The organism is Streptomyces sp. NPDC107550, assembly GCF_055639095.1.
The window spans coordinates 255,210-281,871 of record NZ_JBVKBC010000001.1; the positions used below are offsets into that span (position 1 = coordinate 255,210).

Below are 26,662 nucleotides of genomic sequence, written 5' to 3' on the forward strand. Positions count from 1 at the left end.
CATGCGTGAACTGCTGATCGTCGACGCGGCCAACGTGGTGGGTTCGGTGCCGGACGGCTGGTGGCGGGACCGCAAGGGCGCCGCCGAGCGGCTGCGCGACCACCTCGTGGAGCACGCGGAGCGCACCGGCGCGGAGGTCGTCCTCGTCGTGGAGGGCGCGGCCCGGGGCGTCGCGTCCGTGCCCGGGGTGCGGGTGGAGTCGGCGCCGGGCAGCGGCGACGACCACATCGTGGAGCTGGTCGAGCACGCCGGACGGCCCGCGGTCGTGGTGACCGCGGACCGTGAACTGCGGCGCCGGGTGGGCGCGTTCGGCGCGTCGTGCGTGGGACCGCGTACGGTACGGCCCTGACGCCCGCACCGCGCGCCGGGGCGGTCGTCAGTCGCGGGCGGCGAGTTCGGCGATGGCGGCCGTGGCGCGGGCGCAGTTGTCGCGGTCCTCGAACGCGAAGAAGGACCGGGCCCGGTAGTCGTACTCCGGCTCGCGCCGGCAGCCGTTGCCGAGGTAGCGGATGACCTCGGTGACGACTTCCTCGACGTCGCCGCAGACCGGTCCGAAGCCGTCGCGGGACGCCTCGAAGTAGCCCTTGCGGGCGTGCTTGGCCCAGTACTCGTCCGGGTCGAAGCGCGCGTAGACGAGCGGCGTGCCGAGGTAGGCCATGTCGAAGTGGACCGAGGACCAGTCGGTGATGAACAGGTCGCACTGGCGCAGCGCGGTCTGCACGCTCACCTTCGTCTGGTCCAGGCGCTGCACGCGCGGATGGTCGGGGACCATGCCGTCGACCATGTCGCGCATCTCGTAGTGCGGCAGGAAGTCGAGCACGTAGTCGTAGTGCTCCAGGGCCTCGATGAGCTTGGGGTGGCTCAGCAGGCGCACGTAGAAGTCGCGGTAGGCCGACTCCCGGAAGATCTCCTTGACGGCGTCCTGGTCGGCGCCCTCCTGCTGGAGGTAGGAGGGGATCGTCAGGTACTTGCGCCAGGTCGGCATGAGCAGCACGCGGCGCCGGCCCCGGTCGGGCTGGAGGGCGTCGAAGCGCGGGAAGCCGAGGGCCTTCGCGGTGTCGCCGTAGTGCATGTGCTGCGCGAAGTACTCGGCCTCGCGGTCGCTGGTGGCGAACAGCAGGTCGACGCCGGTGCGGTTGCGGTGCAGCGCCTTGCTGCCGTCCTCGTCGGTGACGCCGTGCTGGAGGAAGACGCGGCGGGCGCCGACGCGCCAGTTGAGGTGCTTGAGGTAGCGGGTGCGCTCCCAGCCGTCGGGCAGCATGTACGAGTCGATGTCGTAGGCGTTGATGAGCAGCGAGGCGTGCAGCATCAGCAGCTTGTGCTTCCACGAGCTGTGGTCCACGACGTTGCCGAGGCGCTTGAGCTTGGCGCGGTCGGCGCTGTTCTTGTCGATGATGTAGTACGCCTTGCGGCGCTTCTCGTGCGTCCGCAGATACCGGAACAGGTGCATGCTGTTGTCCTGCGCGGTGTCGCGGCGCTCGCCGATCAGCCAGATCTGCTTGCCCCGGTAGAAGCGGCGGGTGGCCTTGCGGATGGCCCGCGCGCGCCAGAAGGGTGCCTTGCGCTTCTTCTGGTCCTCGTCGAGCTGTTCGAGGTACGCCTCCCAGTCGCGGTCGCCGCCGGGTCCCGCGGCCTCGCGGACGGTGAGGACGGTGTGGTCCTTGCCCTTGGCCTGGGGCAGCACCCAGTGCCCCGCGACCTTCATCGGGCGGGCGCCGCGCATCATCGCCGTGGTGATCATGCAGGGGCGGGAGACGTCGCGGCCCGAGGTGCAGAAGACGAGCTTGAGCGGGAACTCGCCGCTCTTGACGCTGCTGACGGGGACGACCGCCTCGAAGCCGCCCCAGGCGAGGTCGTCGCGGGTCGCCGCGAGGTCGCTGCGCCAGACCTGGGTCGCCTCGACGAGCTGGCCGCTCTTCTCCACCCACAGTTGCAGGGTGTTGCGCATGGGCCCGGCCATGGGCAGCCCGTTGAGCACGAAGCGGCCCGCGACGCGGACGCCGGCGGCGCCATGGTCGGCCTGGATCCGTTCGACGTGCACGGAGACCGAGGAGATCTTGGTGAGCGGGACGAGGGCGCTGGAGACGTTCAGGTCGAGGTAGAGGTCGCCGGAGCGGCCGTAGACGCCGGTGAGGACCTGCTCGGGGCGGGCGAACAGGTCGAACCAGTTGAGGTACATCGCGAGGAACGGCACCCGGTGGCGGGTGTCGTGGGTGGAGGCGATGACGGCGGTGGGCGTGAGCTGGGTGTAGACCGCGCGGGCCCGCAGGAACAACTGGTACAGCTCGGCCTCCTCCAGCACCTGGGGGGCGCGCAGCGCGAACCCCTGGTAGCTGCGGACGAGGAAGCGGTTGAGGACCTCGACGCGGTGGCCGGACAGGCGCGGGCGCAGCGTCAGCAGGTACTCCTCCAGGAGGAGGTGGTCCCAGTAGTTCTCGCGGCGCTCCCACAGCTTGTCCATCGTCGAGTCCTCGGCCGCGCGCTTGCGGTACCGGTAGACGGTGGTGGGGACCATGGCGATGCGGTCGGCGAGGAGCATCGCGGGGACGGAGAAGAAGGCGTCCTCGAAGTGCACGCCCTCGCGGAAGCGGATGTTGTTGGAGCGGATGAACTCCAGGTCGAACAGCTTGTGGCAGGCGCTGCCGCCGTGGATCATCTCGGGGATGTTCTCGATGCCCGGGTGCACCTGCACGCCGGTGCCGAAGTGCCGCAGCCAGGGCCACTCGGTCGCCTCGGGGAAGGTCTCCATCCGCCCGATGGTCAGCGGGACGCCCTCCCGTACGGCCGTGGTCCACATCGTCTCCAGGGCGTTGTCCGGGAGCACGTCGTCGGAGTCGCAGAACGTGATGTAGCGGGCGCTGACCTGGTCCATGCCGGCGTTGCGGGCGCCGCCCGCCTTGCCCTCGGCGTGCACGAACGCCCACACGTTGGAGAAGCGCTCGGCGAACGCGGCGGCGATGGCCGGGGAGCTGTCGCTGGAGCCGTTGTCGACGAGGACCACCTGGCAGCGCTCGAAGACGGTCTGCCGGGCCAGGGAGTCCAGGCACTCCTGCAGATATCTCTCCACGTTGTAGATGGGGACGACGACGGCGACGTCGTAGAGGGGGTCGTACACGGTGTCTGGCTCCTGTTTTCTGCCGAATACCCCATTTCTGGAGCGGATCGTGCTCAGTGCTGGCTGGACTGGACGACGAGTTGGGCGACGCCCTTGTCGGCCGTGATGCGGACGAGCCCCTGGAACCCGGCGACCGGGGGCTGCTGGTCGGCGCCGGGGCCGACCGCGCACGGGCGGGACACGTCACGGCCCCGGGTGCACAGCACGAGCCGTACGGGGAAGGTGCCCGTGGGGAAGTCCTGGGGGGCGACGGTGACGCTGAAGACGGCGCCGCCGTCGTCGCCCTGGCCGCCGTGCTGCCGGCCGTGGTTGACGGCGGGCAGCGTCTTGCCGCTGCGCTCGAACCAGACCTGGAGCTCCAGCTTGGCGAGGAGGTCGTCGGGCAGCCCGTTGACGGAGAACCGGCCGTGCACGACGGCGGCGCCGCTCTCGCCGGGGGTGATGCCCTCGATGCGGGCGGGCACGGAGGTCACCTTGGTCAGCGGCAGGCCCCAGGACGTGCCCGGGTAGTCGACGTACAGGTCGCCCTCGCGCCCGTAGACCGAGCCGAGGACGGTCTCGGGGCGGTGGAAGAGGTCGAAGTCGCCGTAGTGCAGGGCCAGATAGGGCAGCCGGTGGCGGGTGTCATTGGTGCTGCGGGCGAACTGCTCGGCGGTGATGCCCCAGTACAGCTGCCGGCACCGCTCGAACAGCTGACGGCAGTCGCCCTCGGCGAGGACGCGGGGCGCGCGCAGCAGGAAGCCCTGGACGCTGCGGACGAGGAACCGCTCCAGCGTCTCCTGCTGGTACGGGGAGAGGTTCGGGCGCATCGCCGCGAGGTACTCCAGCATCATGAGCTGGTCGACGTAGTTGCGCGGCAGGTCCCAGATCGTGTCCATGACGGAGGTGCCGTCGCCGCGCCTGCGGTACTCGTACACGGGCGCGTCCACGAGGGCGATGCGCTCGGCGAGGAGCAGCGCGGGGATGGAGACGTAGGCGTCCTCGAAGGCGGTGTCGGTGCCGAAGCGGATGCCCTGGGAGCGCAGCAGGTCGAGGTCGAAGATCTTGTTCCAGCAGGACGCGGAGTGGATCAGGTCGGGGATGTCGACGACGCTGCCGACGGTCTTGACGTTCTTGCCGAAGTACTTGTGCCAGGGCGCCTTGACGGGCTTCGGGAAGTGCTTCTCGCGGCCGACGACGACGGCGGCGCGCGTCTTGACGATGGTGTCGCGCAGCACTTGCAGGGCGCCCGCGGGCACGAGGTCGTCGGCGTCCCAGAACACGATGTACGGCGTCGTCGCCATGTCCATGCCCATATTGCGGGCGTCGCCGGCCCGGCCCGCGGGCTGGGAGACCAGATCGACGTTGGCGTGCTGGGCGGCGAACTCGCTCGCCAGGGCGACCGACCCGTCGCGGCTGCCGTTGTCGACGAGGATCACATGGGCGCGCGCGAAGGCCGTCTGGGTGGCGAGCGACGCCAGGAACTCCGGGAAGAAGTTCTGGACGTCGCGGAACGGCACGACGACGGTCACGTCACGGTTTGCTTGGGACATACTTCCTCCTGGCACGCCGGATCACCTGGTCCGGCCCTGGACGAGACGGTCGATCGCGGCCGACGCCCTCACGTTGTTCTCGCGGTCACGGTGTTCGAAGAACTTCTCCACGCGCCGCAGGTACTCCGGCTCCCGCTCGCATCCGGCGCGCACATAGCGGACCACTTCGCCGACGACCTCCCCGACGCTCTCGCCGACCGGCCCGAAGCCGTCGCGGCGGGCGTCGAAGTAGCCGCGCTGGTAGTGGCCGTCCCAGTACTCGTCCGCGTCGAACTGCGCGTAGACGAGCGGCGTGCCGAGGTAGGCGACGTCGAAGGCGGTGGACGACCAGTCGGTGACGAACAGGTCGCAGCGGCGCATCGCGTCCTGCACGCTGACCTCGCTCTGGTCGAGGACCCGCACCCGGGGATGGGCGGGGACCATGTCGGCGACCATCGCGCGCATCTCGTAGTGCGGCAGGAAGTCGAGCGTGTAGTCGTACCGCTCCAGCGCGTCGAGCAGCGCCGGGTCGTTGAGGAAGCGCGTCATGAAGTCGCGGTACGTGGAGGTGGCGAAGCGGTCGCGCATGGCCTGCCGCGCCTCGCGCCCGCCGTCGCGGCTGTAGGAGGCGACGGCCAGATAGGCGCGCCAGGTCGGCATGAACAGGATGCGGCGCCCGCCGCGCTCGGGGACCAGGGCGTCGAACCGGGGGAAGCCGATGACCTCGACCTGCCCCTGGTAGCCCAGCTCCTCCGAGAGGAACCAGCCCTCGTGACGGCTGACCGCGAGGATCATGTCGACGCCGGTGCGGTTGCGGTGCAGGCCCTTGCTGACGTCCTTGTCGGTGACGCCGTGCTGGAGGAAGACGCGCCGCGCGCCGACCCGCCAGTTCAGGTGCTTGAGGAACCGCGTCCGGTCCCAGCCGTCGGGCAGCATGTACGTGTCGATATCGTACGCGTTGACCAGCGCGGAGGCGTGCAGCATCAGCAGCTTGTGCTTGACGGAGCTGTGCGCGACGACATGCCCGAGCCCGGCGATCCGCTCCCGGTCGGGGCTGTCCGCGCGGATGACGTAGTAGGCGCCGCGCCGCTTCTCCACGGCCCGGACGTGCCGGAACAGGTGGTGGCTGTTGTCCTGGGCGGTGTCGCCGCGCTCCCCGAACAGCCAGATGTCCCGGCCGAGCCAGAGCCGCTTGACGGGCTTGGTCAGCAGGCGCAGCAGGCGCTGCTTCCAGAACGGGCGGCGGCGCAGCACGTGCTTGGCGTCCTTGGCGAGCAGCCCGCCGAGCAGGGCGCGCGGGCCGGGGCGGCGGGCGCCGGCGAGCACCATGAGGATCGCCCGGTTCTTGCCCTTCCAGTGCGGGACGACGCGCAGCCCGCCGTGCCGGACGACGCGCGCGCCGCGCAGATATCCGGCGCCGACCAGGCAGGGGGTGACGGCCTGGCCGCCCTCGGCGTCGAGGACGAACTCCAGATCGTGGACGCCGTGCCGCAGCGCCGTCAGGGGCAGGTCGACGGTGAAGCCGCCCCACTCGGTGTCGGCGCGCGTGTTGCGCAGGTCGCGGCGGCGGACCTGCTCGGCGGTGACGCTGAGCCGTATCCCCCGTACCCGCACGCCGATCCGCGCGGTGAGCGGGCGCACCAGCGGCAGCCCGCCGATCTCGAAGCGGCCCGCGAGGCGCAGCGTCGACGTCCCGGGCACGCGCCGCACATGTTCCAGGTGTGCGGTGAAGGGCGCGGCCTCGGCGAGCGGGGCGAGCGCCTGCGGCAGCCCGGGCAGGACTCTGGGGCGGCCCGCGTGCACGGTGACAGCGCCCAGCCGCCGCGCGCGGTCGGCGAAGAGGCCGAAGTCGTCGGTGAGGAAGGCGAGATAGGCCACCCGGTGCCGGGTGTCGGCGGTCGCGGCGAGCACGGTCTCGGGCGCGACGGACCGGTAGACGGCGCGGCAGCGGTCGTAGAGGGTGCGCAGCTCCGCGCCCTCGAACAGATCGGGGGCGCGCAGCGCGAACCCCTGGTAGCTGCGGACGAGGAAGAGGTCGACGGCAGGCCGGACGGCGGCGGGCAGGATCTCCTTGAGGCGGTGCAGGTACTCGACCAGCAGCAGGTGGTCCCAGTAGTTCTGGCGCCGGGTCCAGATGGCGTCCATCGTCGAGTTGCCCGCGGCGCGCTTGCGGTAGCGGTAGACGCAGGCGTCGACGAGGGCGATCCGCTCGGCGAGGGCGAGCGCGGTCACGCCGACGTAGGCGTCCTCGAAGTGGACGCCCTCGGCGAAGCGGATGCCGTGCCGGCGCAGGAAGGCGAGGTCGAACAGCTTGTTGCAGGCGCTCGCGCTGTGCACCAGCTCGGGCGCCCCGGACAGCCCGTCGAGGGTGCGGTCGCCGCCGTCGAAGTGGTGCTTCCAGGCCCAGTTGGTGGCCTTGGGGAAGGTCTCCATACGGCCGACGACGACCGGCGCGCCGGTGTCGAGCGCGGCGTCGCGCAGGCGCTCCAGCGCGGTCGGCGGCAGCACGTCGTCGGAGTCGAGGAAGGCGATCCGGGTGCCGCGGGCGCGGTCCATGCCGAGGTTGCGGGCGGCTCCGGCGCCGCCGCCCCGGCGTACGAGGACGCTGACGTTGCGGTGGCGGGCGGCGAAGTCGGCGCACATCCGGTACGAGCCGTCGCTGCTGCCGTTGTCGACGAGCAGGACCTCGCAGCGCTCGAAGACGCTCTGCGCGGCGACGGAGTCCAGGCACTCCGGCAGGTACTGCTCGACGTTGTAGACGGGGACGACGAGCGTGATGTCGTAGGCGCTCATACCGGCCGCGGCTCACTGGCGAGGGCACCCACCGGCTCCGCGCCGCGCTCCAGGGCGGGCGCGGGCTCGCTGATCTCGAAGGGGCTCGGCACGGGGAAGTACGCGTCGAGGAAGCGGGCGAGCATGACGCTCTGGCGCTCGGGGTCAGCGCTGGCCACCGTGTCGTTGAGACAGAAGGTGTCCATGTTGCGGTTGGCCAGCAGGGTGTTCAGGCGGCGCTCGGCGAGGTCGGCGGAGAGGTCGATGTAGCGGTAGTTCAGCTCGCCGGTGGTCGCGCGCGCGGAGTGGTACGCGAAGTAGTGGTGGAGCGAGGAGGCGATGGGCACGTCCTGCGGCGAGCGGAAGCGGGAGTGCTGGGTGCGGGAGTGCTCGTCGGGGAACGTCTCCTCGATCTCCTGGAGCACGCTGCGGTGCAGGGCGTGCGGGGTGTGCTTCATCTTCTGCGAGATGGCCGTGCCGAACTTCTGGGCGATGAGCCAGCGGCTGTTCTTGCCCGCCGCGTTGACCGGGAGGTCGTCGGGCGAGACACCGCCGCCGGGTATGAGCGCGGGGGACGTGAAGAACTTGGACAGGCCGTTGGGGTGGAAGAAGTGCGCCGGGGTGACCGGGCGCCCGAAGAAGACGTCGTCGTTCAGGTAGAGGAAGCACTCCGAGAGCCCGGGTATGTGGTGGAGCTGGCTCTCGATGGCGTGCGAGTTGAAGGTGGGCAGCGCCGCCGGGTCGGAGAAGATGTCGCGGTGGTCGATCACCGTGAGGTGGGGGTGCTGGGTCTCCAGCCAGGACGGCACCTGGCCGGCGGTCACGAGGTACACGTTGCGCACCCAGGGCGCGTACTGGTGCAGGGAGCGCAGCGAGTAGAGCAGTTCGTCGCGGCTGGTGAACCGCGAGTCGTTGGCCGCCTGTTCGTGCAGCGTGCCGCCGCTGAGCCCGGCGCGGGTGCGGTCGCGCTCCGCGCGCCAGCGGGGGTCGGAGTCGTCGACCCAGGTGTAGACGGCGTCGATGGGGAACTGGTGGTCCTCGGGCAGCGGCACGGCGAACTCGGCGAGGGTCTGCGCGTCGCCGGTGCGGTACGCCGGGGGGATCGGGCTGAACAGGGCCTGCGGCACGGTTCTTCGGGGCGCGTCGACGGGCACGGCGTCGATGACCCGGTTGGGGCGCGGGGCGCGCAGCTCGCCGTCGCGCTCGGTCCACATCTCGATCTCGCAGCCGGTGGCGGCGCCGAAGACGAGCTGCTGGGTGGGGTCGCACACGTACCAGGACACGCGCAGCACCTTGTGCTTGCGCAGTTGGCGCCAGGAGCGCTCCTCGTCGCCGGGCTCCATCCGCGCCTCGTTGCCGCCGACCGGGCCCACATATCCGGGGGCCTGGGTGAAGGCGCTCTGGAGCAGGTCCTCGACCTGGGGGCGGGTGACCGAGGGGACGGCGACGGTGGGCAGCCCGTGCGCGGTGCCGCGTACGCAGAAGTAGTCGATGCCCGCGGACTCCAGGACGGAGACGACGATGCTCAGGTTGCGGGCGCGGGCGGCCCATTCCGTGGCGCCCTCGACGAGCAGGGCCCGCATGTGGCGGCGGCCGACCCGCACGACGCGCTGGCTGTAGGCGGCGCTGTGCCGGGGGGCGTTGCGCCGGCCGCCCATGGCCCAGACGACGGCGGCGGAGCGGACGGTGTCGGCGGCGGTGAGCGAGGACTTGACGACCCGCCTGACGGGCGAGGGCACCCCGCCCACGATCTTGCGGCGGGCGCCGACCGGGACGGCCGACCGGTACGCGGAGACGAGCGCACCGGCTTCCGGATTGTCCGAGCCACCCACGAGGCATCCACCATCCATACCCAGCAGCCCTGCCCCTCGGTCCGGCGTCACGACGACGACGAGCCGCAGGGCGAGAGAAGCTCGCCTACCACCTGTACCGGGCCTTTGCCCTTTTTGCTAAAAGAAGCCGAAACTCCTGACTCCTTCAAACCTTCACGTGAAGGTTTCTTAAAAGTACAGGCGTGGACAGAGTCTGATCACCTTCGAACGCGGTGATAAGCATCACTTAAGGCCAGTACAACCATTTAGATGCTTGCTTCTCGCGCGCAACAGGGGTAGTGGCCGAGATCGCCGCAAGCGGAAGCGGAAACAGCAGGCAAAGCCCCGGCCCCGCACGGGACCGGGACCTGGAGCGGAAGGTTCAGGCGACGGGCAGTTGCTCCCAGGCCGTCAGTACGAGCCCGGACTCGGGCCGCTGGCGGCACGTCAGGACGCGCCCGTCGGCCGCGACGACGCTCATCACGACCCGCCCGCGCCCGTCCAGCGCCAGCGCGGGCGTCCCCGTACAGGCCAGGCCCGTGTCGGTCCACCACAAGCCGTTCGCCTCGGCGCCGAGGCCGCACAGGCCGAACACCGCGGTACCGGTGCGCCCTTGGTGGGCGAGGACCAGGCAGTCGTAGCCGTCGATGGTCGCGCGGAGCGCCGCCTGCGCGCCCGCGCCGGGGGCGCCGCCCACGGGGAACGCCCACTCGCCGGGGCGCTGCGCGAAGATCCCGGACCCGCTCTGCTCGGTCCAGTACGCGGTGAAGGCCCCGGGCGCCGCCTCAAGAAGCGCGGCGGAACCGGGCGCGGGCGCGGGCATGAGGTCCTGGGCCCGGCGCAGATCGCCGCCCGCCTCCATCTGCACCCACCGCATCAGGGAGCGCTGGCCCGGGGCGAGCAGTTCGACGAAGCCCGCCGAGGTCGCCGCCGCCACGGGGGCGCCCTCGACCGCGCCGCCGCGCAGGTCCTTCCACGCCTCCCACGCGCCGCTCTTGGACTCGCGACGCATCAGCACCCCGCCCCCGCCGCCGGAGACGAAGACGTACACCGTGCCCTGGCCGTCGACGGCGCCGGCCGGGACGCCGAGCGCCGCCGCGTCCCGGGCCTCGCGGTACGGGTTGCCGATCGAGCGCCACTCCCCGAGCGTGCGGCCGGACTGGTACTGGACGGCGTACATGAGGTCGACCTTGGCCGGGCCGGACGCCGGGCGCTTCTCGCGGCGGCCGAGGAAGTGCGCGTAGCGGTTCGCGCCCTGGACCACGGTGAGGTCGGTCAGGCCCTCCACGGCGAAGAAGTCGGGGCCGCTCCACCGGCCGCCGCCCGCGGCGGTCTCGGTCCAGCGCCGCACTCCCCCGTCGGCCAGGCCGTACACCGAGAGCCGGTGGTCGCTGCCGCGCAGCAGCCAGGCGCCCGAGGGGGCGGTGGCGGCGGACGTGCCGCGGGCGCGCGGCGGCGCCGAGTCGACCGGGGGCCGGGGCTGCCGGTCCACCGCCTGCCCACCTCTGCCGCGCATGTCTGCCGCCCTCCCACCCGGGTCCGTCTGTCACAAAATCCAGAATCCGGTCACAGAAGACTCCAGAATCCGGCACATCATATGCCCGTACGAACAAGCGCTGTCGTCTCCCGGAACCCCGTACGACCCCCAGGTCACACGGGGGTGGACGGTCCGGCGGGCCGCTCCGGGGCGCCGGACGGGGACCTCGCGACGGCGCGAACCGCACGCATGTACCAAATGAACATTCGACTTACATGTCTATAGTTCTGCCCATCAAGCGTCAGCCGAGCAGCACCGACCCGGCCCCTCACGGGAGCGGCCTGCTGCCCCTGCCCTCCCAGGGCATGAGTTGCGAGGACCCGCCGTGAGCCACGACCTGAGCACCCCTGTGCCGCCTTCCCCCGGAACGTCGACCGGCGGGCGCAGCAGCAGACGAGCGCCGAAGAAGAAGCGCCGCACCGGACGCATCATCCTGCTGGTGCTGCTCGTCCTGGTCCTCGCGGTCGCGGGCGTCGGCTACTGGCTCTACTCCAGCCTCGACGGCAACCTCAAGGGCGTCGACCTCGACAAGGCGATCGGCACCGACCGCCCGGAGAAGCTGCCCACCTCCGGGCAGAACGTGCTGGTCCTCGGCTCCGACTCGCGCGCCGGCGCCAACGGCAAGCTCGGCGCGGGCAACGCGGCGGGCGCCCGCTCCGACACCGCGCTCGTGATGCACATCCCCGAGGGCCGCAGCCGCGCCACGGCGATCAGCATCCCCCGCGACACCCTGGTCACGCGCCCGGAGTGCACGAAGAAGGACGGCTCGACGCTGCCGTCCGCCAAGCGCGTCATGTTCAACTCGGTGTACTCGCTGGCCGGTCCCGCGTGTGTCGTCAAGACCGTCGAGGCGATGTCCGGGGTCCGCATGGACCACTTCATGGAGATCGACTTCTCCGGGTTCAAGGGCCTCGTTGACGCGATCGGCGGCGTGACCGTCACCGTCGACAAGCCCATCCACGACAAGTCCAGCGGCCTCGACCTCGCCGCGGGCACGCACAAGCTCGACGGCACCCAGTCCCTCGCCTTCGTCCGCACCCGGCACGGCATCGGCGACGGCAGCGACCTCGGGCGCATCGGCCTCCAGCAGCAGTTCATGATCGCCCTGCTCAGCGAGGTCAAGCAGCAGGACCTGCTCGGCAGCCCGACCAAGACGTACAAGATCGCCGACAGCCTCACCACGTCGCTGACGACGGACTCCGACCTCGCCTCGCTCTCCTCGCTCGGCACGTTCGCCCGCAGCATGAAGGGCGTCGACCCGCAGACCATGGAGACGATCATGCTGCCGGTCGCCTACGACAAGATCGACCCGAACCGGGTGGTCGCCGCCGAGCCGCAGGCGAGCACGCTGTGGAAGGCGCTGCGGGCCGACAAGCCGATCCCGGACTCGGCCAAGAAGTCGCCGGCCACCGGCGGCTGACGGTACGTCAGTTCTGGTCGAGGGGCGGGTCCGCGCGGGCCCGCCCCTCGCGCACGTACACCACCGCCCCCTCCACCCGCCCGGCGACCCGGTACTCGCCGAGCAGTCGGCGCACCCCGGGCACCCGGTCCACGCCGTAGGGGGCGCCGCGCGAGTCGTCGACGACGAGGGCCGGGGGCCGGGCGGCGAACTCGGCGCGGAAGGTGCGCCAGGCGCCGGGCACCGCGTACTTCGGGCCGACCTGGGGGCCGTCGCGCCCGCCGCTGTAGTTGGTGAGCAGACCCGCCGTCAGGAAGCGGCTCGCGGGGGCGCGCCCGGCCAGCCAGTACGTCTCCGGGTGCATGCCCCAGATCAGCACCGGCTCACCGGGGGCCGTGCCGGCGCGGACGGTGGCGGCGACGCGCTCGGCGTGGGCGAGTTCGGTCCGGGGCGCGAGCAGCCCCCAGCCGAGGAAGAGGGCGCACGCGCAGGCGGAGGTGACCAGCGCCCGCGTCAGCCGCTCGCGCGGCAGGATCTGGAGCGCGGACGTGCCCAACAGGGCGAGCGGCGGCACCAGTTGGAGGTAGTAGTGGCCGAAGAAGTGGAAGCCCGCGGCCACCGCGCACACCGAGGCGGCGAGCCACAGCCACAGCAGCGCGCAGCCGGTGCGGGCCACGCGCAGCACCCGCGCGATCGGCGGCAGGATGCCCGCGCAGGCCACCGCGAGGATCGCCGCGTTGAGCGATCCCCGTACGAGGACGTGGAGTTCGGATCCGGTGAAGGAGGCGTAGGCGCCGGAGCCGGTCACCGTCCAGAACAGGAAGCCGGCCGGGTCGGTGGCGAGGGCGGCGGCGAGCACCGGGGCGAGCGCTCCCCCGGCGCAGCGCAGCACGTCCGCGCGGCGCGGGCCCGAACGCCACAGCGCCCAGGCGGCGGGCACGAGGACCACCGCGCCGGTCTGCTTGGTGAGGAAGGCGCCCGCGACGGCGAGCCCGCACCAGCCCCAGCGGCGGCGCTCGGCGCACCACACCGCGGCGGCCGTCCACGGCAGTATGAACACCTCGAAGGCGGCGGCCTGCGCGTCCTCGGGGTTCAGGCCGACGGACAGCAGCAGCTGGAGGACCCCGGCGGTGCGGCCCGCGCCGTCGCCCCAGCGGCGCCGGGCGACCGAGGCGAGCAGCAGGGCCGTCGCCAGGTGCGCGAGCAGGGCGCACACCTTCAGCGGGGCGAGCGAGGCGGAGCCGAACACCGCGAAGAGCGCCTCGTACAGCCAGGGCACGAGCGGCGGCTTGCGGTCGACGACCGTGGCGTACAGCGTGCCGCCGTGCGCCAACATGCGGGCCTGGACGGCGAGATAGCCCTCGTCGGGGTTCCACAGGGGGCGCGCGAAGGACGGCAGCCGGGTCACGCAGGCCAGCAGCGCGAGCCCGGGCAGCAGCCCGGCCCAGTAGCGCGGGGCGCGTATCCGCGCGGGGGCGTGCGGGCGGAGGGCGGGCACGTACGGTGATGACGGCGGCGCCTCGGTGAGCATGGGCGCCAAACTATCCGGCCCCGCACTCCCCCTCGAAGCGGGACATACGGGGCCGGGTCGCCCGTTCGTGGACGGGCGCGGTCAGCGGGTGCGGTCAGTGGGTGCTCACGGAGCGTCCGGGCCACGCTGCGGGAGGGCGGCGCGGCTGTGGCGGCGGCCGTAGGCGAAGTAGATGAGGACGCCGACGACCATCCAGACCGCGAACCGCAGCCAGGTCTCCACCGACAGGTTGAGCATCAGCCACACCGAGCAGGCCACGGACGCGATCGGCAGCACCGGCACCCAGGGCGCCTTGAACGCGCGCGGCAGGTCGGGCCGGGTGCGGCGCAGGATGAGCACACCGAGCGCGACGACCACGAACGCGAACAGCGTGCCGATGTTGACCAGTTTGGACAGCTCCTCCAGCGAGATCAGCCCGGCGACCAGCGCGGTGATGAAGCCGAGGATGAGCGTGGAGCGGTAGGGCGTACGGAACTTGGGGTGCACGGCGCTGAACACCGGGGGCAGCAGCCCGTCGCGGCTCATGGCGAAGAACACCCGGCTCTGGCCGAGCAGCAGGATCATGCAGACGACGGTGAGGCCGACGACCGCGCCGAAGGAGATCACGCCCGCCCAGAACGGATGCCCCACCGCCTTGAACGCCTCGGCGAGCGGGGCGCTCGGGTCGAGCTTGCGGTAGTTCTGCATGCCGGTGACGACGACCGCGACCGCGCAGTACAGGACCGTACAGATGGCGAGGGAGCCGAGGATGCCGAGCGGCACGTCCTTCTGCGGGTTGCGGGTCTCCTCGGCGGCGGTCGCCACCACGTCGAAGCCGATGTACGCGAAGAAGACGACGGCCGAGGCGGTGAAGATGCCCATCACGCCGAAGCTGGACGGGGTGAACCCGGCGATCCCCTCCAGAAGCGTCTGGCTGAGCCCCGAGCCGGACTTGGTGTCCTGGGCGGGCGGAATGTACGGGCTGTAGTTGGCGCCCTTGATGAAGAACGCGCCGACGGCGATCACGATGAGGACGACCGTGACCTTGACGGCGACGACCACGGACGTCACCCACGCGGACAGCTTCATGCCGAGCACGACGACCGCCATGACGGCCATGACGAGCAGGAAGGCGGCCAGGTTGAAGCTGAAGCCGCTGTGCCCCGAACCCGGCCCCTGGAGCACGGCGGGCAGCGGGATGCCCCAACTGTCGAGCAGGGACTGGACGTAGCCCGACCAGCCGACGGCTACGGTGGCGCAGCCGAGCGCCAGTTCGAGCACGAGGTCCCAGCCGATGATCCAGGCGGGGAACTCGCCGAGCGAGGCGAAGGCGAAGGTGTACGCCGATCCCGCGACGGGCACGGTCGAGGCGAACTCGGCGTAGCACAGGGCCGCGAGGGCGCAGACCACGGCCGCGACGACGAACGCGATGGTGACCGCGGGACCCGCGTAATCGGTCGCGGCGGTACCGGTGATGACGAAAATGCCCGAACCGATGACGACGCCGACGCCGAAGACCGTGAGGTCGAGGGCGGACAGCGACTTCTTGAGCTGGTGGTCGGGTTCCTCGGTGTCCTTGATCGACTGCTCGATGGACTTCGTCCTCAGCAGTCCTTGGCGGGTGCGGGCCGCTCCTGGGTCTGGTTGCGTGCTCACCGGGTACCTCCGATTGGCTTCGTCGTCCTCGACATGATCGAGACGTCCAGCCTTCGGCTACCCGGTCGGACCCCCAGGTTCACGCGAACGGGGGCGACCGGACCCGCCCGTTGGGTGAGTCCGGTCGCCCCCGCCGTGTCGGCGCGGCGCGCGGTCAGTCGCGGGCCGGCTCCATCTCGCTGGGCGCGGCCGCGCGCTCCTGCCGGCCGTCGAGCTTGGCCACGAGGCCGGTGACCTGGCGGGCGATGTCCGGCGCGGTCAGGCCGATCTCCGCCATGACCTCCTTGCGGGAGGCGTGGTCGAGGAAGCGCGGCGGGATGCCGAAGTCCCGCAGCGGCATGTCCACGCCCGCGTCGCGCAGGGCCTGGGCGACGGCCGAGCCGACACCGCCGACCCGCGAGTTGTCCTCGACGGTGACGACGACGCGGTGGCGCTCGGCGAGCGGCGGCAGCGCCTCGTCGACCGGCTTCACCCAGCGCGGGTCGACGACGGTCGTCGTGATGCCCTGCTTGTCGAGCAGCGCGGCGATCTCCAGGCACATCGGGGCGAGCGCGCCGACCGAGACGAGCAGCACGTCCGGGTGGTCGGCGCCGGCCTCGCGCAGCACGTCCATGCCGCCGACCTTGCCGACCGCCTCGACGGCCGGGCCGACCGCGCCCTTGGAGTAGCGCACGACGGTCGGCGCGTCGTCCACCTCGACGGCCTCGCGCAGCTGGGCGCGGACCTGGTCGGCGTCGCGCGGGGCGGCGATCCGCACGCCGGGCACGACCTGGAGGATCGACATGTCCCACATGCCGTTGTGGGAGGCGCCGTCGGTGCCGGTGACGCCGGCCCGGTCCAGGACGAAGGTGACACCGCACTTGTGCAGGGCCACGTCCATCAGGAGCTGGTCGAAGGCGCGGTTCAGGAACGTCGCGTAGACGGCGAAGACGGGGTGCAGGCCGCCCTGGGCGAGACCGGCCGCGCTGACCGCGCCGTGCTGCTCCGCGATGCCCACGTCGAAGACCCGCTCGGGGAACTCGTCCGCGAACTTCTTCAGGCCGACCGGCTGGAGCATCGCCGCGGTGATCGCCACGATGTCCTCGCGCTCACGGCCGAGGGCGACCATCTCGTCACCGAAGACGGACGTCCAGTCGGCGCCGGACGCCTTGATCGGCAGGCCCGTGTCGGGGTGGATCGGGCCGATGCCGTGGAAGCGGTCGGCCTCGTCCTGGAGCGCCGGGGTGTAGCCGCGGCCCTTCTCCGTCAGGCAGTGCACGATGACCGGGCCGCCGAAGCGCTTGGCGCGGGTCAGCGCCGACTCCAGGGCCTCGATGTCATGGCCGTCGATCGGGCCGACGTACTTCAGGCCGAGGTCCTCGAACATGCCCTGCGGGGCGATGAAGTCCTTCAGGCCCTTCTTCGCCCCGTGCAGCGTCTCGTACAGCGGCTTGCCGACGACCGGGGTGCGCTCCAGGAGGTCCTTGCCGCGGGCGAGGAAGCGCTCGTAGCCGTCGGTGGTGCGCAGGGTGGCCAGGTGGTTGGCGAGGCCGCCGATGGTCGGGGCGTACGAGCGCTCGTTGTCGTTGACCACGATCACCAGGGGGCGGTCCTTGGCGGCGGCGATGTTGTTCAGCGCCTCCCAGGCCATGCCGCCGGTCAGCGCGCCGTCACCGATGACCGCGACGACGTGGTCGTCCGCGCGGCCCTTCAGCTCGTTGGCCTTGGCCAGGCCGTCGGCCCAGCCGAGGACCGTGGAGGCGTGGGAGTTCTCGATCACGTCGTGCTCGGACTCGGCCTGCGAGGGGTAGCCGGACAGGCCGCCCTTCATCTTCAGCCGGGAGAAGTCCTGGCGGCCGGTGAGCAGCTTGTGCACGTAGCTCTGGTGGCCGGTGTCCCACAGGACCTTGTCCTTCGGGGACTCGAAGACGCGGTGCAGGGCGAGGGTCAGCTCGACGACGCCCAGGTTGGGGCCGAGGTGGCCGCCGGTCTTCGAGACCGCGTCGACCAGGAAGGTCCTGATCTCTCCTGCCAGCTGGTCGAGCTGCTCCAGGCTGAGCCGGTCCAGATCGCGCGGTCCCGTGATGCGGGTCAGCAGCGGCACCCGTGCCTCCTTGCAATAGAGCTACTTAGAGCTGGTGAGAGCTGGTCGTGCGGATCGATCTCGGTCGAGCATGTGCGAGTCCCGTCGAGTCTAATGTTCCGCTGTGGGCGGTGGTCACCGGGAGTGGGGGCCATTTGTAGCATTTTCGCCCCAAACGGGGGCGCTGGCCGCTAGGGGCCCGTCTGACATGTGGCTGAGGGAACACGTCCCTGGGTCTTCGGCCTCGGCTCTCGTCGTGGCTGCTCGCGCAGTTCCCCGCGCCCCTGAAGGGGCGGCTGCGCCGCGCCCTCCCCCCTGGGGAGCTGGGGCGGAGCCCCGCTCCCCCAAGGGGAAGCTGCACGAAGTGCATGCTTCAGGGGCGCGGGGAACTGCGCGAGAAGCCCCACCGGCCGGAGGATGACCACGCACGGTAGTGCCCCGAAGGGGCGCGGGGAACTGCGCGAGAAGCCCCACCCACCTGCGGACGAAGTACGACCCAGGGGCGCGGGGAACTGCGCGACCAGCCCGCACCCACCCGCAGGTGACCACGTACGCAACGCACGATGGGGCCCGGGGATCGGCGTTGATCCCCGGGCCCCATCAGCTGGGAGCCCCCCCCCGCTCAGCTCAGCGCAGCGATCACGCCCGGCCGGCCGACTTCTGCGTCTTACGCGTGACGGAGTCGATGACGACGGTCGCCAGCAGCACCGCACCGGTGATCATGTTCTGGATCGGCGTGGCGATCCCCTGCAGGGACAGCCCCGACTGGATCGACGTGATGACGAGCACACCGAGCAGCGCGTTCCACGTACGACCCCGCCCACCGAAGAGACTCGTACCGCCGATGACGGCCGCCGCGATGACGTTCATCAGAAGATCACCCGCACCGGCCCCCTGGTTCGCCGCCGCGATCTTGGAGGCCCAGAACAGACCGCCGACCGACGCGAAGAACCCGGAGATGGCGAAGACGGAGACGCGGACCGCGGTGACGTTGATGCCGGCCCGGCGGGACGCCTCGACGCCGCCGCCGAGGGCGAACACCTTGCGCCCGTACGCGGTGCGCCGCAGCACGAAGTCCGTGGCGAACAGCGCGACGGCGAACAGCAGCACCGCGAGCGGCAGCCCCTTGTACTGGTTGAAGAGGACCGCCGCGGCGAACATGCCGACGGCCAGCAGTCCCGTACGCACGAGGATGTCGCTCAGCGGCCGGGAGGGGATGCCCGCGGCCTCCCGGCGCCGGGCGCCGAGGAACGCGGAGACGAAGTACCCGCCGACCACGACGACGGCGAGCCCGTAGGCGGCGGCGACGTCGGAGAAGTAGTACTGGGTGAGGTGCCCGACGACGCCCTCGCTGTCGAGGTTGATCGTGCCGTTGTCGCCGAGGACCTGGAGCATGAAGCCGTTCCAGAACAGCAGACCGGCGAGGGTGACGGCGAACGCGGGCGCGCCGAGGCGGGCGAAGAAGAAGCCGTGCAGGGCGCCGATCAGCGCGCCGCCCGCGAGGGAGACGAGGATGGCGAGCCACTCGTTGACGCCGTGGGTGATGCTCAGGACGGCGAGTACGGCCGAGGAGACGCCGGAGATCGAGCCGACGGACAGGTCGATCTCGCCGAGCAGCAGCACGAAGATGATGCCGATCGACATCATGCCGGTGGCGACCATCTGGACGGCGAGGTTGCTCAGGTTCTCCGCGCCGAGGAACGCCGAGTTGACGCTCTGGAAGATCACGCAGATGACGATGAGGCCGACGACGACGGGTATCGCGCCGAGGTCACCGCCCTTGATCTTCCGCTTGAACTCGCCGACGTAGCCGGCGAAGCCCTGCTCGCGCACGAGCAGGCGGGGGTCGACGGTGGGGACGGCCGCGCCGGCCGCGGCGGCGGGCGCCTCGACGGCGGCGTCGTCCACGGTGCCTGCGGTGGTCTTGTCGGTGCCGCTCACTTCTGAGCCTCCGCGGTGGTGCGCGCCGCACGACGGGTCACGGCGTTGTCCGTGGCACCGGTGATGGCGGAGATGATCTCTTCCTGCGAGGTCGTGGCGACCTCGAACACGCCGTTGTTGCGCCCGAGGCGCAGCACGGCGACCTTGTCGGCGACGGCCTTCACATCGGCCATGTTGTGGCTGATGAGGATGACCGCGTGACCGCGCTCGCGCAGCCGCTCGACGAGGTCGAGGACCTGCGCGGTCTGCTCGACGCCGAGGGCCGCGGTCGGCTCGTCGAGGATGACGAGCTTCGGCTCGCCGAGCATCGAGCGGGCGATGGCGACGACCTGGCGCTGACCGCCGGAGAGCGAGGCGATGGGGATGCGCACGCTCGGGATGCGGATGGACAGCGTCTCCAGCAGTTCGCGGGAGCGGCGCTCCATCTCGACCTCGTCGAGGATGCCGCGCTTCTTGATCTCGCGGCCGAGGAACAGGTTGCCGACGACGTCGATGTTGTCGCACAGCGCGAGGTCCTGGTAGACCGTGGCGATGCCGAGGCTCTGGGCGTCGTGGGGCTTGTTGACCGTGACCGCGCGGCCCTCCCACTCGATGACACCGTCATCGATGGGGTGCACGCCGGCGATCGTCTTGACCAGGGTGGACTTGCCGGCGCCGTTGTCGCCGACGAGGGCGACCACCTCACCGGCGTGGACCTCGAGTTCGACGTCGGTGAGCGCCTGGACGGCACCGAACCGCTTCGAGACCCCGCGCAACGCCAGCACAGGCGTAGCGGACACGTGAACCATCTCCTTCGCCGCCAAAGGCCTGACCCGGCGGGAGGTTTGTACTCAGCGAATACTCAGGAAGGGGGGAGCTTGTCCGGCGCCCCGCCGTTGAGCTGCGGGGCTGTCGGCGGCAGGGCGCCGGACGTGCCGCACGAGGGGCGCGGGCTCACCGGGGCCCGATCCGAAGGACCGGCCCCGGGGCGCGCCGCCCGTGGCGTGAGGGGGAGCCTGCGGGGCTCCCCGGCGGGGTTACTTCAGGCCGGCCTTGTCGCACGCGGCCTTGTACTTCGGCGTGCAGATCTCGTCGAGGCTGTAGTAGCCCTGCTTGATGACCGTGTCCTTGATGTTGTCCTTGGTCAGCGAGATGACCGGGACGATGACCGACGGGATGCCCTTGTCGGTGTCGCTGTCGACGGTGCTGGTCTTCAGCGAGGGGTCGACCTTGCCGGTCTTGACGATCGAGACCGCCATCTTGGCGACCGTCTCGGCCTCCTGCGGGTACGACTTGAAGACGCTCATGTACTGGTCGCCGGTGACGATGCGCTGCACACCGGCGAGCTCCGCGTCCTGGCCGGTGACCGGGGGAAGCTTGCTGACGCCCGCGCCCTTGAGCGCGGTGATGATGCCGCCCGCCATGCCGTCGTTGGCGGAGTAGACGCCCTTGATCTTGTCCTTGCCGAGTGCGGAGATCGCGCCCTCCATGTTGGAGTTGGCGTTCTCCGGCTTCCACTCCTTGGTGTCGTAGGACTTGGCGATGTCCACCTTGCCCTTGAGGACGGAGAGGGCGCCCTTCTTGAAGTCGGCCGCGTTCGGGTCGGTGATCGCGCCGTTCATCATGACGATCTTGCTGCTGGGCTTGGCGTCGCCGCCCATGGCCTTCAGCAGCGCCTCGCCCTGCGTCTTGCCGACCTCCTGGTTGTCGAAGGAGGTGTACGCGGCGATCGGGCCCTGCGCGAGACGGTCGTACGCGACGACGGGGATGCCCGCGTCCTTGGCCTTCTTGACGCCGGAGGCGACGGCCTTGAAGTCGACGGCGTCCAGGATCAGGACGTCGACCTTCTTGGTGATCATCGTGTCGATCTGCTGCGACTGGAGCGAGGGGTCCTGCTTCGCGTTGAGGTACGCGACCTTGCCCTTGCCGTTCGTCAGCTCCGATATCTGCTTCTCGATGATCGGCTTGTCGAACTTCTCGTAACGAGCGGTCTGGTTCTCCGGCAGCAGCAGGCCGACAGTGATGTTGTCGCCCTTCTTGGCACCGCCGCTCGCCTTGTCGCCGCTCTTGTCGCCGGACTCCTTGGCGGAGCCGCAGGCGGCGAGCGAGACGGCCATCGCGGTGGCACAGACGGCAACGGCGGCACGACGCGTACGCGTGTTCACTTCAGAAACCTCCCTGACGAGGCCGCGACGTTGCGGCCGAGGTGGCTGGAAGTCAACTCGGCCGCAACCCCAGCGTCAAGGAGTAAATCCTTAACGAGATGGCAACGGTGTCATGCGTTCTCTAAGTGAAGGCGGGCGCGAGGCTCGGCGCGGGCCCGTCCAAAAGGGTCGAATCACCCATCTCGCTGAGGGCCAGGGCGAGCGCCCCGAGCACCTCCGCGCGGCCCCCCAACGCCCCCGGCAGCACCGAGAGTTGACGTGCGGCGCTCGGGATCGCGTACCGGCCGACGGACTCCCTTATGGGCCCGAGGACCAGCTCACCGGCCTCCGCGAGATCGCCGCCGAGGACGACCCGGCTCGGGTTGAGCAGGTTGCACAGGTTCGCCACCCCGGAGCCGATGTGGCGGCCCACGTCCGCGATCACGCGCCGGCAGCCCGGGTCGCCGTCGCGGGCGAGGCCGACGACGCCCTCCATGGTCAGATCGGTGCCGTGGCTGGACTGGAGCAGCGGCAGCACGTACCGGGCGGCGGCGAAGGTCTCCAGGCAGCCTCGGTTGCCGCAGCGGCAGACCGGGCCCGACTCGTCCAGCGTGATGTGCCCGATCTCGCCCGCGGTGCCGCCCGGGCCCCGGTAGATCTGCCCGGAGATCACGAGCCCGGCCCCGACCCCGCTGGCGACCTTGATGTACGCGAGGTCCTTCACGCCCCGGCCGCTGCCCCAGACCAGCTCGCCGAGCGCGCCGAGGTTCGCGTCGTTGTCGACGTGCACCGGCACGCCGAGCCGCCGGCCCAGCTCCTCGGCGGGCTTGGCGCCGGTCCAGCCCGGCAGGATCGACGTGGAGCCGAGCGTGCCGCTCTCCACGTCGATGGGGCCCGGCACGCCGAGCCCGACGCCGGCCACCTTCGTACGGTCCACGCCGGTCGCCGCGATCAGCCGCTCGACCAGCTGCTCGGCCCGGTCGAAGCCCTGCGCGGCGCTCGCGTCCACGTCCAGCGGCTCGGCCTCCTCGGCGAGCACCTGGTGCGCGAGGTTGCCGACGGCGACCCGCAGGTGCGTGTGGCCGAAGTCGACGCCGATCACGATGCCCGCGTCACCGCTGAGCGACACGCTGCGGGCCCTGCGCCCCCCGGCGGAGGTGGGCGTGACCTCCACGGTCCCCGCGTCCTTGAGCTCCCGGACGATATTGGAGACCGTCGCGGCGGACAGGCCCGTCGTCCTCGCGATCTCCGCCTGCGTGAGCGAACCGGCGAGGCGTACGGCGCGTACGACCCGCTCCAGATTGGCCCGGTGCAGCGACGACTGCGACCCCGGAGTCTCCATTGACTCTCCACCCTTAGCCCTGGCCCGCGTCACCGTGAGTGACCGGGCCTTGTACAAGTTATGAACTCCAAGCTCCGCTGAAGGGGCCTGTGCCGTCAAGCCCTTGACAGAAATCGGTTCCAGCGGGCGCGCGCAAGGGTCCGGCCCCGGAGATCGCCGTCTCCGGGGCCGGACCCCTGGTGGTGCGGGAAGGTGACGCGGACGCCGTGCGCGGGCGCCACAGGGCCGCTCGGGCGCTGTGGGCGGGCCCCGCGCGGGCTCGGGCCCGCCTGCGGATCAGGCCGTGACCAGCGGGGTTACTTGAGCGCCCCCGCGGTCAGCCCCTGGACGACCTGGCGCTGGAAGATGATGTACGCGGCGAGCACCGGCAGCATCGCCATGACCAGGCCCGCGAACAGGCCGGACCAGTCGCCCTTGTACCCCTGGCTGGTGGCCAGCTCCACGAGGCCCTGCGACAGGACGCGCTTGTCGGCGTCGGTGTTCAGGACCGTCGGCAGCATGTACTGGTTCCACTGCCCGAGGAAGTTGAAGATCCCGACGCTGACCAGGCCCGGCTTGGCCATCGGCAGCATGATCTGGAAGAACGTACGGGTGTGGGAGGCGCCGTCGACGAAGGCGGCCTCCGCGATGGAGCTCGGCAGCGTCCGGAAGAACGAGGTCAGGAAGAAGACCGTGAACGGCAGCGAGTACGCGATGTAGGCCAGGATCAGACCGGGCAGCGTGTTCAACAGCTGCAAGTTGTTCATCACGTAGAACAGCGGGACGAGCGCCAGGATGATCGGGAAGCTCATGCCGCCGACGAACAGGAAGTACAGGAACCTGTTGCCCGGGAAGTCGAAGCGCGCGAGGACGTAGGCCGTCATGGAGCCGAGCACCAGCGTGCCCACGAGCGAGCAGCCCACCACGATGATCGTGTTCAGGAAGTACTCGCTCATGTGGGCCCCGCTCCAGGCCCGGGACCAGTTGTCGAAGTGCAGCTTGTCCGGGAGGGACCAGGGCGAGCTGAGGATCGAGTTGTCGTCCTTGAAGGAGGACATGACCGCCCACAGCAGCGGCATGACCACCATGATCGCCCAGATGATCAGCACGCCGTGCGAGAACACGTTGAGGGTCTTGCCGCCGGCGCCGCCGGAGGAGGCCGCCGTGTCGTGCTTGGCGACGCGCTGGCCGGGCACGCGCGCGCCCGCGCCGGCCGGGTCGTTCGGGTCCTTGCCCACCGGTCCTGCGGGGGGCGGGGTGTCGGTGGTATTCATCAGAACTCCAGCCGCTCGCGTCGGCCAAGACGCATGACGATCGCCGCGAACAGCAGCGTGACGATGAGGAGCGCGACGCCGATGGTCGTCGCGTACGCGGCGTTCGCGTCACGGAACGCCGACTGCCAGACGTACAGCGGAAGGACGGTCGTCGAGTAGTCGGGGCCGCCCGGGCCCACCGTCATGATCTGGACCGAGGCGAACGCCTCCGCGCCGAGCGCGAGGATGCCCATGTAGACCCAGCCGGACTGGATCGTGTCCCACAGCAGCGGCAGCGTGATGCGGAAGAACGTGGTGAAGCGGCCGGCGCCGTCGAGCAGCGCCGCCTCGTAGAAGTCCTTGGGGATCGAGGCCATGCCCGCGGAGAACATCACGACGAAGAAGCCGACGGTGCTCCACACGAGGACGCCCATGACCGCCCACAGCGCCCACTTGGGGTCGCCCAGCCACTGCGGCTGGAAGCTGCCGAGCCCGACGGCGTCGAGCATGGAGTTCAGCGCGCCGCCGTTGGGGTTGTAGATGAAGCGGAACAGCAGGGCCACGATGGCGATCGAGAGCACCTGCGGGAAGAAGTACGCGATCTTGTAGAACCCGGAGCCGCGGACGCCGGCGACGGCGGCACCCTTACGGTGCCGCCCGCCGACGTTCAGCATGAAGGCGAAGAACAGCGCGAGACCCAGCGTCACCAGCGGCAGCAGCACGACGAACAACACGCTGTGCTGGAGCGACTTCCAGAAGATGTCGTCCTGCAACATCCGCTTGTAGTTGGCGAATCCGACCATCTTGAAGTCGGGACTCAGGCCGGTCCAGTCGGTGAACGAGTAGTAGATCGACTGGATGAACGGCCAGATGACGAAGATGGCGTACAACGCCAGGGGGGCCGCCAAGAACCCCACTATGAAGCGGTACTTGCCGTGTTGCATGGTTACCGACCCCGATCGCTGTGCGGGTGCCGCCGCTGGTGACGCGTGTGCACGTGCTGTTCCCTCGCCCGTCGCTGACTGTGGGCTTACTGGTGCTTGTAGTGCTTGATCGACTGGTCCTTGGCCGCCGCGTCCGCGAAGCCCTGGATCTTCTTGATGGCCTCGGCCGGGGTGAGGCGGCCCGCCATCATCTCGCCGAGGCCGGCGACGCCGATCTGCTCCTTCTGGAGCTTCACGTACCAGTCCTGCAGGCGCGGGTTGACCACGTTGTCGCCGGCCTTCTTCAGCGCGTCGACACCGGACTTGAGGCCCGGGGTCAGGTCGATGCCGTCGGTGCCGCCGTTGAACGCGGACAGCGACTTGACCTGCGTGGTGAAGTTCTTCGAGGACTCCTCGCTGAGCATGATGCGGAGCTGCTCCATGCCGCCCTCGACGTTCTTCGCCTTGGCCGGGACGATGAAGGGCTCGCCGCCGGAGGCCCAGATGGTGCCGAACGGCATCTTGTCGCTCTTGTCGAGGCTGGAGGGAGCGCCGACGGAGAGCTTGAAGTCGCTCGGGATGACCTTCGCCGACTCGTTCTCGACCCAGGAGCCGTTCGGGATGAACAGCGCCTTGCCCTTGGCCCACTCGGTCTGCGACTGGATGTGGTCGATACCGGGCGTGCCCTTGAGGATGTAGCCCTTGGCGTACAGCTCGTAGTAGGCGTCGAACGCGGCCTTGACGGCCGGGTGCTTCCAGGCGTTCGGCTCCAGGTTGTCGATCGCGTCGAGGACCTCGCGGCCGCCGATCTTCGCGATGAACGGGTAGAGCGAGAACGGCAGGTAGTACGGGTACTTGCCCGCGTACGTCCAGCCGGCGATGCCCTTCTTCTTCGCCTTGGCGCACAGGGCGAGCATCGCGTCCCAGTCCTCGGGGTACTCCGAGTCCAGCTTCTCCAGGGCGGTCTGCGAGTACCAGACGCCGTAGACCGTGTACGCGTAGTACATGATCCAGACGGGGGTGCCGTCGAACTGGCCCATCTCGACGATGCCGGGCCGCAGCGTGTCGCGGACCTTCTTGCTCGGGTCGTCGATGGAGGGGGCGTCGAGCAGCGGGGTCAGGTCCGCGAGCTGCTTCTTGCCGACGAGGACGCCCATGTCCATCTGCTCGGCGCCCGAGTTGTCGATGAGGTCCGGCGGGGTGCCGCCGTTGAACTTCGGCTGCAGCTCCGACTGGATCTTCTGCGTCGAGTGGAAGTTGACCTTCGCCTTCGGGTACGCCTTCTTGTACGCGGCGTTGGCGTCGGTGGCGTACTTGGTGCCGAAGCCGCCGTCGAAGATGACGACGGACAGGGCGGCGCTCTCGTTGACCGCCAGCGGGTTCTTCTTGGACTTCTTGCCCTTGGCGACCTTGTTGTCGGAGCCGCTGTCGCCGCTCGCACAGGCCGACAGGAAGCCCATCGAGGGCACGGCGATCAGGCCGAGCGCCGCGGAACGCTTGATCAGGTCACGACGGTTGGTGCCCTGACCCGCACCCTTGGCGCCGTTCAGGTCGGAAGTGGATCCCATGCTCAAGTCCTCGCCTTCTCCAGGACTCAGGCGGTGAACCGGATCTCCTCCCGGCACCGCGGTGATGTGCTGTGTTGTGCCGGGAACGGGTCCCGGGCCCCTGGCCGGATCGTCACCCTCGGACGGTGTCCGAAAATGCGCCGTCCCGGGGGAACGCAGT

17 protein-coding genes are annotated in these 26,662 nt (G+C 70.4%); 2 read left to right on the forward strand and 15 right to left on the reverse strand.

Annotated elements, in window-relative coordinates:
• Position 1 precedes the first annotated feature (1 nt).
• Positions 2-349 (forward strand): PIN domain-containing protein, encoded by a 348-nt coding sequence (locus ACZ7LY_RS01150; protein WP_471622364.1) that lies wholly within the window; start codon positions 2-4, stop codon positions 347-349.
• Between the two features lie 27 nt (positions 350-376).
• Here the strand turns inward: ACZ7LY_RS01150 and ACZ7LY_RS01155 are convergent, their stop codons facing one another.
• The 5 genes from ACZ7LY_RS01155 to ACZ7LY_RS01175 form a co-directional block, all read right to left on the reverse strand.
• The gene (locus tag ACZ7LY_RS01155) at positions 377-3,115 is read right to left on the reverse strand and encodes a bifunctional glycosyltransferase/CDP-glycerol:glycerophosphate glycerophosphotransferase (RefSeq protein ID WP_471622365.1); all 2,739 of its coding nucleotides are present in this window, start codon (positions 3,113-3,115) and stop codon (positions 377-379) included.
• A 53-nt stretch (positions 3,116-3,168) separates the two neighbouring features.
• Complete coding sequence (locus ACZ7LY_RS01160) at positions 3,169-4,647, reverse strand: glycosyltransferase family 2 protein (protein WP_471622366.1); 1,479 nt, start codon at positions 4,645-4,647, stop codon at positions 3,169-3,171.
• A 21-nt stretch (positions 4,648-4,668) separates the two neighbouring features.
• On the reverse strand, positions 4,669-7,419 hold the full coding sequence (locus tag ACZ7LY_RS01165) for a bifunctional glycosyltransferase/CDP-glycerol:glycerophosphate glycerophosphotransferase (RefSeq protein ID WP_471622367.1): 2,751 nt from the start codon (positions 7,417-7,419) through the stop codon (positions 4,669-4,671).
• Positions 7,416-9,230, reverse strand: a complete 1,815-nt coding sequence (locus tag ACZ7LY_RS01170; RefSeq protein ID WP_471622368.1) for a stealth family protein — start codon at positions 9,228-9,230, stop codon at positions 7,416-7,418. Before ACZ7LY_RS01170 ends, ACZ7LY_RS01165 begins: the two co-directional genes overlap by 4 nt.
• Positions 9,231-9,591: 361 nt before the next feature.
• Entirely contained in the window at positions 9,592-10,725 is a 1,134-nt protein-coding gene (locus ACZ7LY_RS01175; RefSeq protein WP_471622369.1) for a hypothetical protein, read from the reverse strand.
• Positions 10,726-11,071: 346 nt separating this feature from the next.
• On the opposite strand from ACZ7LY_RS01175, the gene ACZ7LY_RS01180 reads away from it, so the two are divergent.
• On the forward strand, positions 11,072-12,166 hold the full coding sequence (locus tag ACZ7LY_RS01180; RefSeq protein WP_471622370.1) for an LCP family protein: 1,095 nt from the start codon (positions 11,072-11,074) through the stop codon (positions 12,164-12,166).
• 7 nt (positions 12,167-12,173) lie between these two features.
• On the opposite strand, the gene ACZ7LY_RS01185 is transcribed toward ACZ7LY_RS01180, so the two are convergent.
• From ACZ7LY_RS01185 to ngcE, 10 genes are all read right to left on the reverse strand, one after another.
• Entirely contained in the window at positions 12,174-13,676 is a 1,503-nt protein-coding gene (locus tag ACZ7LY_RS01185; RefSeq protein WP_471622371.1) for an ArnT family glycosyltransferase, read from the reverse strand.
• A 105-nt stretch (positions 13,677-13,781) separates the two neighbouring features.
• Positions 13,782-15,311, reverse strand: coding sequence for an amino acid permease (locus ACZ7LY_RS01190; protein ID WP_471622372.1), 1,530 nt, complete (start codon positions 15,309-15,311; stop codon positions 13,782-13,784).
• A gap of 154 nt (positions 15,312-15,465) precedes the next feature.
• The gene (dxs, locus tag ACZ7LY_RS01195; protein WP_471622373.1) at positions 15,466-17,394 is read right to left on the reverse strand and encodes a 1-deoxy-D-xylulose-5-phosphate synthase; all 1,929 of its coding nucleotides are present in this window, start codon (positions 17,392-17,394) and stop codon (positions 15,466-15,468) included.
• Between the two features lie 618 nt (positions 17,395-18,012).
• Positions 18,013-19,314 carry a sugar ABC transporter permease gene (locus tag ACZ7LY_RS01200; protein WP_471622374.1) on the reverse strand — a complete coding sequence of 434 codons (1,302 nt, stop codon included), beginning with the start codon at positions 19,312-19,314 and terminating at the stop codon, positions 18,013-18,015.
• Complete coding sequence (locus ACZ7LY_RS01205) at positions 19,311-20,102, reverse strand: ATP-binding cassette domain-containing protein (RefSeq protein WP_471622375.1); 792 nt, start codon at positions 20,100-20,102, stop codon at positions 19,311-19,313. The genes ACZ7LY_RS01200 and ACZ7LY_RS01205 overlap by 4 nt, the downstream gene beginning before the upstream one ends.
• Positions 20,103-20,330: 228 nt before the next feature.
• Complete coding sequence (locus tag ACZ7LY_RS01210; protein ID WP_471622376.1) at positions 20,331-21,458, reverse strand: substrate-binding domain-containing protein; 1,128 nt, start codon at positions 21,456-21,458, stop codon at positions 20,331-20,333.
• A 121-nt stretch (positions 21,459-21,579) separates the two neighbouring features.
• Entirely contained in the window at positions 21,580-22,779 is a 1,200-nt protein-coding gene (locus ACZ7LY_RS01215; RefSeq protein WP_471622377.1) for an ROK family transcriptional regulator, read from the reverse strand.
• 296 nt (positions 22,780-23,075) lie between these two features.
• On the reverse strand, positions 23,076-24,032 hold the full coding sequence (locus ACZ7LY_RS01220) for a carbohydrate ABC transporter permease (protein ID WP_471622378.1): 957 nt from the start codon (positions 24,030-24,032) through the stop codon (positions 23,076-23,078).
• Positions 24,032-24,955 (reverse strand): carbohydrate ABC transporter permease, encoded by a 924-nt coding sequence (locus tag ACZ7LY_RS01225; RefSeq protein WP_471622379.1) that lies wholly within the window; start codon positions 24,953-24,955, stop codon positions 24,032-24,034. Before ACZ7LY_RS01225 ends, ACZ7LY_RS01220 begins: the two co-directional genes overlap by 1 nt.
• 86 nt (positions 24,956-25,041) lie before the next feature.
• Entirely contained in the window at positions 25,042-26,502 is a 1,461-nt protein-coding gene (gene ngcE / locus ACZ7LY_RS01230) for an N-acetylglucosamine/diacetylchitobiose ABC transporter substrate-binding protein (protein ID WP_471622380.1), read from the reverse strand.
• Positions 26,503-26,662 lie beyond the last annotated feature (160 nt).